The 574-nt window shown below is 45.8% G+C and carries 1 rRNA gene; it reads left to right on the plus strand.

Annotated elements, in window-relative coordinates:
- Nucleotides 1-139: 139 nt before the first annotated feature.
- Nucleotides 140-574 (plus strand): 23S ribosomal RNA (locus FD34_RS02190); the annotation flags it as partial.

Here is a 574-nt window from a genome sequence, read left to right on the forward strand (position 1 = left end):
CTTGTACTTTGAAAACTAAATAATATCTAATTTCTTTATTTATTAAAAACAATAAACCGAGAACACCGCGTTATTTGAGTTTTATTAACGAAATAATCGCTAACTCAATTAATTGAGATGACCACTAAGTGGTCATCAAGGTTAAGTTATGAAGGGCGCATGGTGAATGCCTTGGTACTAGGAGCCGATGAAGGACGGGACAAACACCGATATGCTTCGGGGAGCGGTAAGTACGCTTTGATCCGGAGATTTCCGAATGGGGAAACCCAAGCACCTTAGTCGGTGCTTGCTTGACCAGTGAATCTATAGCTGGCAAGCGGTAGACGCAGTGAACTGAAACATCTCAGTAGCTGCAGGAAGAGAAAGAAACATCGATTCCCTGAGTAGCGGCGAGCGAAAGGGGAAGAGCCCAAACCAGTGAGCTTGCTCACTGGGGTTGTAGGACTGAACATTTGAGTTACCAAAGTGCGACGTAGTCGAAACAGTTGGGAAACTGTGCCAGAGATGGTGAGAGCCCAGTAGACGAAACGTTACACCCTCAGTTCAGGATCCTGAGTACGGCGGGACACGTGAA

Source organism: Limosilactobacillus pontis DSM 8475, assembly GCF_001435345.1.
GTDB lineage: Bacteria > Bacillota > Bacilli > Lactobacillales > Lactobacillaceae > Limosilactobacillus > Limosilactobacillus pontis.